Below are 9,875 nucleotides of genomic sequence, written 5' to 3'. Positions count from 1 at the left end.
AGGAAACAGGGTGACAGGTGGGTGAAGCTGGACGAGAGCCTCAGGTCACATCGACCTTCCATGAGGAAACATCTGCAAAAACTTGACGGTAGAACCCTCTGCCGCACCGTCCTTGCGAGTATCAGTCCGTTGCGCAGCTTAACGAGTGCGGCAAGGCGTGTGCTTGCGGTGCTGCGACATATTCGGTCATCGGCACGTAACTCCTTGCGCGTGCAACGGACAACACTAGCAGGCAGGCGGGGAATTGGGGCTTTTCAGACCGTATTTGGCGCAGCCGTGTTGCACAAAATGCTACGCGACGGACTCCGCATGTCCGACACGCGACCAAGCATAATTCGACCGAGGCTGGCAGAATCGACCCTTATTGTCTCAACCACGCTCACCGAGCCAGGATTTTCGCCATGCATATGACCACCGCCCTCTTGATCGTCAATCCGTGCGATGACGAAGAAGACAACATGGCCATGCTCTGCTGCCATAGCGACGAAGGCGAAATGTTCCTGATGACCCGTTACCCCGACGAAGACGAACTGGAAATCACTCTCGACGGCGAGCCCTCGACCCTCGATGGCGTCAAAGTCACCCTCAGCCCTACCCGCCTCCTGATCGAAATCGCCGCCACGGATGCCGATGCATTGAATGGCGACGACATGCTGGAAATCAGCCACAGCACTGATGCCAGTGACTTGGCGGAGGTGGAGTTGACGTTGAAGAATATTCTTGCGGGGATCGGGACCTATATCAGCGAATTGTAAGAAGACAGGGGCGATTGCCGCTTTACCCGCCCTGAAGTCACTGACTCCGCTCACTATGCTCCCTTCCGGTCCATCTGCCGGAGAGGCTAAACGCTTGGAAGTATCGATCCAGAAAGACGAAGCACCACAATTAAACAAATAACGCACTGCCCCACTCATCCTTCCTACCGGATGCAAAGAATAGGCCCACACCTGTGTAGGTAGTTGCGCTATAGCCCACCCATAAAGTTGCTGCTATTAATTTAATCACTTGCGAAAACGCGCAAGTCAGGTGATCGCTTCGCGACACTTGTTCCTCAGCACATTCTGCGCAGCAATTAAACTCCTCAAACAGCCGGATCCCGACAGGTGATTGCATGGGCACGATGAAAATCTTAATTAGCACTGCATGCAGGAAACATACGAAACTTTTGATCCTCACCATTACCACAGTCATAGCGCTCAAACTCATAGTGCTAGCACCACCCTTTTTACTGGGAGCAATCGTCGACGCCTTGAGTAGTGATAAAACTGCAGCGCCTACCGTATTCCTCATGCTAACGGCCGGCCTGGTTGCGGCAGGCGTGATTCAGGCAATCATGACTCCTGTGCAAATCCACTTCCTGTCCAGATTGGTTCAGCATATTGTCATGAACGCCTCTATCGAATGGTTGGCTACCTTGATGAGGAAGGAGTTCGCGCAATTCAATGTGTGGCGAATGGGTTACTTCATAAAGTCGGTCGAGCGCGGAATTACCGCTCATGAACAACTGCTCACATTTCTGGTCACCGCTGGCCTGCCAATGTGTCTTGAAATTCTAATCGTTGGCGGTGCTTTTTTTTATATGGGTGGCAGTGAGATTTTTATCGGCATTACAAGCCTGGGAATCATCTATCTGTTCCTCACCCACAAAATTATCAAGTGGCGTAGAAAACACATCGATGCAGTCAACGAACAAGAAGACGAGTTAAGCGCGCTTCTCTACAACACGCTTAATGCGGGCAAAGCGATAAAACTTGAAAGTGCCGAATCCACGGCAATGGAGCCATTGAACGAGGCTTTTAGACGTTACGCCGATTCAGCTATAGCCGCGACTACCTCGGGTGGCCTTTTGACCGCGGCCAGGATTCTATTCGTCGGCCTATCCACGGCCGGATTGCTTGGATGGGGCGTGCTGGATCAATTGTCGAGCCAGCCCTCTATCAGCGTTGGGCAGCTGGTCGCCATTTTCTCGATCGCTGGCAGCTATTTACTCAACATCGCCGCATTAACCGAGGGCTATCGTGTCTTGGACCAATTCCTGGCGGACCAGAGCAGGCTGGATGGCCTGTTGTCGCTACCCGACTTCGATCATTGCGCTCGACAACAGAACGTCACTTCTCAAGCTAATTCAACTCTCGCGCTTGCGCCTTGCGTATTGATGGAGGATGGAGCGCGTCAACTGTCCATCAAACAAACGCTGATGTTCAGTCAAGATCACTCCGTGGCAATTACCGGCCCAAGTGGCGCCGGTAAGTCCACTTTGCTTGAAATGCTCGCCGGACTAGATGAGCTCAATCGAAGTGAGTTGAGCATTAATGGGATACCGATTTCAGTGTTGGAGCCGCGCGCACACTTGAGTGCCTTGAGGTACTGCCCCCAGCAACCTCGCTTTCTGGAAGGCACGTTCGAGCAATCGGTTCTGTTTGGCAGCGAATCTTCACCCCATCTTGAAGAAGCCATACGGCAACTGCTGCTTGTTGAGGTAGTCGCTCAACGCAATATCAGTGAAAACGCCTCGAACATTTCCGGCGGCGAAGCCAAGCGCTTATCCCTCCTAAGGCTAATCAATCGCCCGGGACGCTTTAATTTGTTCGATGAGCCCACGGCCTCGATCGAACCGAAACTCGCCGATCCCGTTTGGGACCTGTTGTTCGAAACCTTTGCCGGCCGCGGGCTGATTTGTGTCACCCACGACGTTCAGCATTTACACCGCTTTGACCGGGTAATCGTCATGCACAACGGCGAAATCATTGACGACGGACCTTGGACTGAGCTGCTGACTCGTGCGCCGATTCAGCGAGTATTGAGTGAGTTGAATTGATGCTGCATTGGCCTATAGCTTCAAGGGAGCAGTGGACGTGCACGGTCCGGACGGTCAAGAACGAGCGCCACAACGCACTTTTTCCACAAAATGCCGTTAGTCGCCACCCCCTGTCATGGATTAAAGTAACGCCCCCAGCCGTGGCGTCGTGCAAATGCGCCGGGCCACCCTTTCCAGGAACAGTCATCGATGGAACATCGTGAAGCGCTGCTGGCGCTGCGAACCTTTCTTTCAACGCAGATTCTCGGCCAGGAAAAACTCATCGAGCGGTTGCTCATTGCCTTGCTGGCCGACGGTCACATGCTGGTCGAAGGGGCGCCGGGGCTGGCCAAGACCAAGGCCATCAAAGAGCTTGCCGAAGGCATCGAAGCGCAGTTTCACCGTATCCAGTTCACCCCCGACCTGCTGCCCGCCGACATCACTGGCACGGAAATTTATCGTCCGGAAACCGGCAGTTTCGTATTCCAGCAAGGGCCGATCTTCCACAACCTGGTGCTGGCGGACGAAATCAACCGGGCGCCGGCCAAAGTGCAGTCGGCCTTGCTTGAAGCCATGGCCGAGCGCCAGGTCAGTGTCGGGCGCAGCACCTATGAGCTGTCGCCGCTGTTTCTGGTGATGGCCACGCAAAACCCGATCGAGCAGGAAGGCACCTATCCGCTGCCAGAGGCCCAGCTCGACCGTTTCCTGATGCACGTCAAAATCGGTTTTCCCGATGCTGCCGTCGAACGCCGGATTCTGCAGCAGGCCCGCGGAGAGGCGCTGAACGGCGAGACCAAACCCGAGCGTCGGGTCAGCCAGCAGGCGATTTTCGCCGCGCGCAAGGAAATCCTCGGTTTGTACATGGCCGACGCCGTGGAGGAATACCTGGTGCAACTGGTGATGGCGACCCGCACGCCGGCCAAGTTCGACCCGGAAATGGCCGAGTGGATCGCCTACGGTGCCAGTCCGCGTGGCTCGATTGCCCTCGACCGCTGTGCAAGGGCTCATGCCTGGCTGGCCGGTCGCGACTTCGTCAGCCCGGAAGACATTCAAGCGGTGCTGTTCGACGTGTTGCGCCACCGCATCATTCTGTCGTTCGAAGCCGAGGCCGCAGGGATCGACCAGGACCGGGTGGTCCAGCGGATTCTCGACGTCGTAGCCGTCGCTTGACCCCCATGAACGCCAGCCTCGCGCCCGAACCGGGCATCCGCATCACGCTCGCCGAGTTGATCGAGATGCGCCATCGCGTGCGCGAAGTACAGTTGTTTTCCACGCCGAGCCAGCGCAGCCCGCTGATTGGTTTGCACCACTCCAAGCTGCGCGGACGTGGCGTCGATTTCGATCAGGTGCGGGTCTATCAGACGGGTGACGATGTGCGCACCATCGACTGGCGTGTCACCGCGCGCACCCAGGAGCCGCACACCAAGCTGTTCCATGAAGAACGCGAACGGCCGATTTTCATCATGGTCGAGCAAAGTCGCCGATTGTTTTTCGGTTCCGGGCTGATGTTCAAATCGGTGCTCGCGGCACAAGCGGCGGCGCTAATCGGCTGGGCGGCGCTGGGCCACAACGACCGGGTCGGCGGCCTGGTGTTCGGGGACAACGAGCATTACGAGATCAAACCACGCCGCAGTAAACAAAGCCTGCTGCAGTTGCTCAACCGCTTGGTGCGGGTCAATCAATCGCTGCACACCGAAAGCGAGCCCGATCGCGACGCCTTCGGCATGGCCCTGCGCCGTGCCCGTGAAGTGTTGCGCCCAGGCAGCCTGGTCATCGTCATCTGCGACGAGCGCGCGCTGACCGAAGGCGCCGAGCAACAACTGAGCCTGCTATCGCGCCACACCGATTTGCTGTTGTTGCCGGTGTCCGACCCGCTCGACCACGCCCTGCCCGCCGCCGGCCTGCTGCGTTTCGCCGAGCGCGGTGCGCAACTGGAAATCGACACGCTCAATTACGATTTGCGCCAGACCTACCGCGCCCAGGCCGACGCGCGCATCGCTCGCTGGGAATTGCTCGCGCAGAAGTTACGGGTGCTGTTGATGCCGCTGAGCACGCAGGGGGAAATGGTCGAACAATTGCGCGATTACCTGAATCCGCAGAAGCCGGGTAAAAGTCGATGAGCAGCCTCGACCAATTACAGCCCTTGATGACGCCGCCGCCCATCGCTTTCTGGCCGCCCGCGCCCGGCTGGTGGTTGCTGCTGGTGCTGCTGCCGCTGCTGGGCTTCGGGCTGTGGCAGCTCAAACGTTTTATCCCGAACAAGCGGCCGCTGGTGCGCGCCGAGCAGCCTCTGGACCCGGTGCGTGTGGCGGCCCTGGCCGAGCTGGCGCTGATGCCCAAGCCTTACGACGGCGCGCCGGCCGGTGCCTGGTTGCAACAGCTCAATGGACTGCTCAAACGGCTGTGCCGCAACCACTATCCCTACAGCCAGAGCCACACCCTCAACGGTCGTAAATGGCTGGCCTTTCTTGACAATCGCTGCCCCGCTGCGGGCCTGACGCGGTGGATGGTACTGGTGGAAGGCGCCTACAAACCCGAATGCAAACTCGACGACAAGGCCATTGCCGGCCTGACACAAGCCGTCGATACCTGGATTCGCAAGCATGTTTGAATTCGCCTGGCCGTGGATATTTCTCCTGCTGCCGCTGCCATGGTTGATGCGCGTGCTGCTGCCGGTGGCGGACAGCGGCGAGCCAGCGCTGAAGATCAGTTTCCTTAGCGACCTCGAGGGTCTGGCGCGGCGCCGTGCCCGGGCCAATCTGCCGGCATGGCGCCAGCAATCACCGTTCATTCTTTTATGGCTGTTGCTGCTGATCGCCACCGCACGCCCGCAGTGGCTCGGCGAACCGCTGCCGATCGCCGCCAGCGGCCGGGATTTGCTGGTGGCGGTGGACGTGTCCGGCTCCATGGACTTTCCCGACATGCAGTGGCAGAGCGACGAGGTCAGTCGCTTGAGCCTGGTGCAGCATTTGCTCGGCGACTTTCTTGAACAACGTACTGGCGACCGAGTGGGCCTGATCCTGTTCGGCAGCCAGGCCTACGTGCAGGCGCCGCTGACCTTCGACCGCCGTACCGTGCGCGTCTGGCTCGACGAAGCGCGGATCGGCATTGCCGGCAAGAACACCGCGATTGGCGACGCCATCGGCCTGGCGCTCAAACGTCTGCGCCAGCGCCCGGCGCAAAGTCGCGTGCTGATTCTGGTCACCGACGGCGCCAACAATGGCGGCGAAATCGACCCCCTGACCGCCGCGCGCCTGGCCGCCGAAGAAGGCGTGACAATCTACCCGATCGGCATCGGCGCCGACCCGGAACAATCCGGCAGCACCGGGTTCCTCGGGGTCAACCCGAGCCTGGACCTCGACGAACCGGCGCTCAAAGCCATTGCCGAGGCCACCGGCGGTCGCTATTTCCGTGCCCACGACGGCGAGGAACTGCAGGCGATCCGCGAAACCCTCGATCAACTGGAGCCAGTCAGCCAGCAACCGACCCAGGCCCGTCCGGCCCAGGCGTTGTATCACTGGCCGCTGAGCCTGGCGCTGCTGCTGAGCATCTTGCTGGTGGTGCGCGAGCGCTGGCCGGACAACCCGGTGCAGCGTTTCTTTACCAAAGAACTGTTCCTGCAAAAACAACACCCGGACTGGGGCGAACGCCTGAAGCGCCTGCGCTTGCGGAGGCGTCGATGATCGCCGACCTCTGGCCGCACTGGTTCCGTCCTTGGGCCTTGATGCTCCTGCCACTGCTGGGCTGGTTGCTCTGGCAACTCTGGCACCGACAGAAGCGCGCCGGGCGTTGGCAGATGATTTTGCCGCCGGCCTTTCACGCCGCGCTACTCAGTGGCGGCAGCGGTCGCGAGAGCAAATTGCCGTGGGTGGCGCTCGGTATCGCCTGGGTGCTGACGATCCTGGCATTGCTCGGCCCGAGTTGGGAACGGGTCGAGCAAACCAGCCAGAAACCCGCCGATCCGTTGGTGGTGCTGCTGGAGCTGACCCCGGAGATGCTCGCCACCGACTCGCCGCCAACCCGACTGGAGCAGGCGCGACGCAAGCTGTTTGATCTGTTGCAGCAACGCAGCGATGCGCAGACCGCCATCGTCGTCTACGCCGGCAGCGCACACACTCTGGTGCCGCTGTCCGACGACCTGTCGACCAGCCACAACCTGCTGGAAGCGTTGAAGCCGTCGCTCATGCCCGAGGTCGGTCATCGTGCCGATCTGGCGGTGGTCAAGGCGCGCCAACTGCTGGAACAAGGCGCGCTGGGCCAGGGCCGGATTCTGCTGATCGGCTCGTCCCTCAGTGAGCAGGAACAGCAAGGCATCCGCCGCGCACTCAATGGCCAGGCGCCGCAGTTGTTGATGCTGGGTGTCGGCACTGCCCAGGGCGCACCGGTGCGGCAAGAGGATGGCAGTTTCCTCAAGGATGCCCAAGGCGCGATCCTGGTGCCGCACCTCGACGGCTCGAGCCTGAAAGCCTTCGTCACCGACCTGGATGGCCGCTACCGCGCCGCCCGCCTGGACGACCGCGACCTGCGCGGCCTCGGCTTGCTCGACGGCCCGCGCGCGTTGCGCAACGACGGCGAGACCTTGCGCCTCGACACCTGGGCCGATCAGGGTTACTGGCTGCTGCTGCCGCTGTTACTGCTGGCCGCGTGCGCCGGACGGCGTGGCTGGTTGTTCTGCCTGCCGCTGCTATTAGCGCTGCCGCAACCGAGCTACGCCTTTGGTTTCGAAGATCTGTGGCTGCGCCCCGACCAACAAGGCCTGCATCTGCTCAAACAGCAAAAACCCGCCGAGGCCGCGCAGCACTTCGAGGATCGGCAGTGGCAAGGCGTCGCGTTGTATGAGGCTGGCGACTACGCGGCTGCCGCTCAGCGCTTCGCCGAAGGCAATGACGCCCGCGCCCACTACAATCGAGGCAATGCCTTGGCCAACAGTGGTGAACTGGACGCGGCGATCGACGCCTATGAGCAAGCGCTGGAGCTGCAACCTGACCTGCGTCCGGCGCTGTTAAACAAAGCGCTAGTGGAAAGCCTGCTGAAACAGCAAAACGCGCCCCCCCCGAACGCCCCGGCCGACACCGACGACAGCGACGAAACTGCCGCCCCTACCACGCCACCGCCCGCTGAAACCCCGGCGCATTCGGCCGACAGCGACGACGGCAACAGCGACGATTCAGCGGCACCGGGGCAGGACGCGCCACCGCCGACCGCCCCGCCAGCGCCCGGCGCCAATCAAGTGCCCGGCAGCGAACTCAAGGATGAGCAGAGCACCACGCCGCCGCACCGGCTCGACCAGCCACTCGACGGCGAGCGCCGGCAAGCGCTGGAGCAATGGCTGCGGGAGATCCCGGACGATCCCGGCGAACTGCTCCGACGTAAATTCTGGTACGAACAGCAACAACATCAGGATCAGGGAAAAACGCGATGACCCGCTGCACCGCTTACTTGCTCACACTGCTGCTGTGGACCGTCCAGGCCCAAGCCTCGGGGCTGATTGCCAGTGTCGACCGCAGCCGCGTGAATTCCGGCGAAACCGTCGAGCTGACCCTAGAATCCAGCGACGTTACCCTGTTCGGCAAGCCTGACCTGGCACCGCTCGAGCCGCTGTTCGAAGTGCGCGGCACGCGGCAGGTCAACCAGTTGACCACCATCAATGGCGACAACCGCGCCACCACCCGCTGGATCATTACTCTGCTGCCACGGGCCAACGGCAGCGTGGAGATCCCGGCGCTGAGAATCGGCGAGGTCGAAAGCCAGCCGATCAGCTTGCAAGTGGTGCAGAGCGACAGCCAGGAAAACGAAAACGCCCTGGCGCCGGTGTTTATCGAAGCCAGTCTCGATCAGGAGTCGGTTTATGTGCAGGCTCAGGCGATCCTGACCTTGCGCATTTACCATTCGGTGTCACTGTACGACGACAGCAGCCTCACCCCCTTGCAAGTGCCCGACGCGCGCATCGAACAGCTCGGCGAGTCGCGCACCTACGAGAAGGTCATCAACGGCGTGCGTCACGGCGTGATTGAAATGCGCTACGGGATATTCCCGCAGCAAAGCGGCGCCTTGAGTATTCCGGCGCAGGTGTTCAGCGCGACCCTGGTCGACGCTAAACCGGCCGCAGACGCCACCACCTCACTGGGGCCGAAACCCGGCAAGTTGATGCGCGTCAGCTCTGCCGCGATGTCACTGCGGGTCAAGGGCAAACCCGCCGACTACCCCGCCGACGCGCCTTGGCTGCCGGCGCGCAGCCTGAGCCTGAGCGAAAGCTGGAACCCGGAGCCGGATCACAGCCAGGTCGGCGACTCGCTGACCCGAAATCTGACGCTCAAGGCCGAAGGCCTCGCCAGTGCGCAATTGCCACCGCTGCCGGCCACCGAAATCGCCGGCCTGCGGCGTTACCCGGACCAACCGGTGCTGAGCAACCAGACCACCGAACGCGGTGTGCTCGGCAGCCGTGAAGACCGTGAAGCGCTGGTGCCCAACCGTAGCGGCGCGATCGACCTGCCGCCGGTGGAAGTGGTGTGGTGGAATACCTTCGAAGATCATCTGGAACACAGCAACTTGCCGGCCCGCACGCTACAGGTGAGCAACAATCCGAGCCTGATGGTCGACACCCCGGCCGGCGTCACGCCGACGGTGACCGCCGACAACGAGTCGTTGTGGTGGTGGCAGCTCAGCACCTTGATCCTGGCCTGCACCACCCTGCTCGGCTTCGGCCTGTGGTGGCGCGCGCGCTGGCAACCGGCGATCCTGCGCGCCGCACAAACCGGCCCTAGCCCGCGGACCTTGCTCGACGACATCAAACGCGCCAGTCTGGCCAACGATCCGCACGCCACCCGCCAGGCGCTCGACGCCTGGGCACGGCAACAACCGGAAACCCTGGCCGACATGGCCGCGCGCTTCATCCCGCTGTCCGACGCCCTCGACGGCCTCAACGGCGCGCTGTACAGCGAAACCGGCCAGCACTGGCAAGGCGAGGACCTGTGGCGAGCGATCCGCGCCATTCCGACTGCCGAGACCGTGCAGGATCCAGTGGGTGACAGCGGCTTGCCGCCGTTGTATCCGAAGTAGCCTCGAAAGAATGCACTCA

Annotated in this window: 8 protein-coding genes; all 8 read left to right on the top strand. The window is 61.2% G+C overall.

The genetic code is table 11. From position 1 onward, the window contains the following. Positions 1–401 precede the first annotated feature (401 nt). Positions 402–755, top strand: a complete 354-nt coding sequence (locus RG836_RS15055) for a hypothetical protein (protein ID WP_310846849.1) — start codon at positions 402–404, stop codon at positions 753–755. 356 nt (positions 756–1,111) lie between these two features. Then, positions 1,112–2,818, top strand: a complete 1,707-nt coding sequence (locus tag RG836_RS15050) for an ABC transporter ATP-binding protein (protein ID WP_310846846.1) — start codon at positions 1,112–1,114, stop codon at positions 2,816–2,818. Between the two features lie 189 nt (positions 2,819–3,007). Continuing rightward, a complete protein-coding gene (locus RG836_RS15045; protein WP_003218556.1) occupies positions 3,008–3,967 on the top strand; it encodes an AAA family ATPase in 960 nt (319 codons plus the stop codon). Between the two features lie 5 nt (positions 3,968–3,972). Next, entirely contained in the window at positions 3,973–4,917 is a 945-nt protein-coding gene (locus RG836_RS15040; RefSeq protein WP_310846843.1) for a DUF58 domain-containing protein, read from the top strand. Next, positions 4,914–5,408, top strand: a complete 495-nt coding sequence (locus tag RG836_RS15035; RefSeq protein WP_310846840.1) for a DUF4381 domain-containing protein — start codon at positions 4,914–4,916, stop codon at positions 5,406–5,408. Before RG836_RS15040 ends, RG836_RS15035 begins: the two co-directional genes overlap by 4 nt. Next, the gene (locus tag RG836_RS15030; RefSeq protein ID WP_310846839.1) at positions 5,401–6,480 is read left to right on the top strand and encodes a vWA domain-containing protein; all 1,080 of its coding nucleotides are present in this window, start codon (positions 5,401–5,403) and stop codon (positions 6,478–6,480) included. Before RG836_RS15035 ends, RG836_RS15030 begins: the two co-directional genes overlap by 8 nt. Beyond that, on the top strand, positions 6,477–8,219 hold the full coding sequence (locus tag RG836_RS15025) for a vWA domain-containing protein (protein ID WP_310846837.1): 1,743 nt from the start codon (positions 6,477–6,479) through the stop codon (positions 8,217–8,219). The genes RG836_RS15030 and RG836_RS15025 overlap by 4 nt, the downstream gene beginning before the upstream one ends. Next, positions 8,216–9,856 carry a BatD family protein gene (locus RG836_RS15020; RefSeq protein ID WP_310846835.1) on the top strand — a complete coding sequence of 547 codons (1,641 nt, stop codon included), beginning with the start codon at positions 8,216–8,218 and terminating at the stop codon, positions 9,854–9,856. The genes RG836_RS15025 and RG836_RS15020 overlap by 4 nt, the downstream gene beginning before the upstream one ends. Positions 9,857–9,875 lie beyond the last annotated feature (19 nt).

Source organism: Pseudomonas rhizozeae (genome assembly GCF_031583775.1).
Taxonomy (GTDB): Bacteria; Pseudomonadota; Gammaproteobacteria; order Pseudomonadales; family Pseudomonadaceae; genus Aquipseudomonas.
The sequence above is the reverse complement of the archived record's forward strand: the minus strand, read 5'-3'. Positions and strand labels throughout refer to the sequence as shown.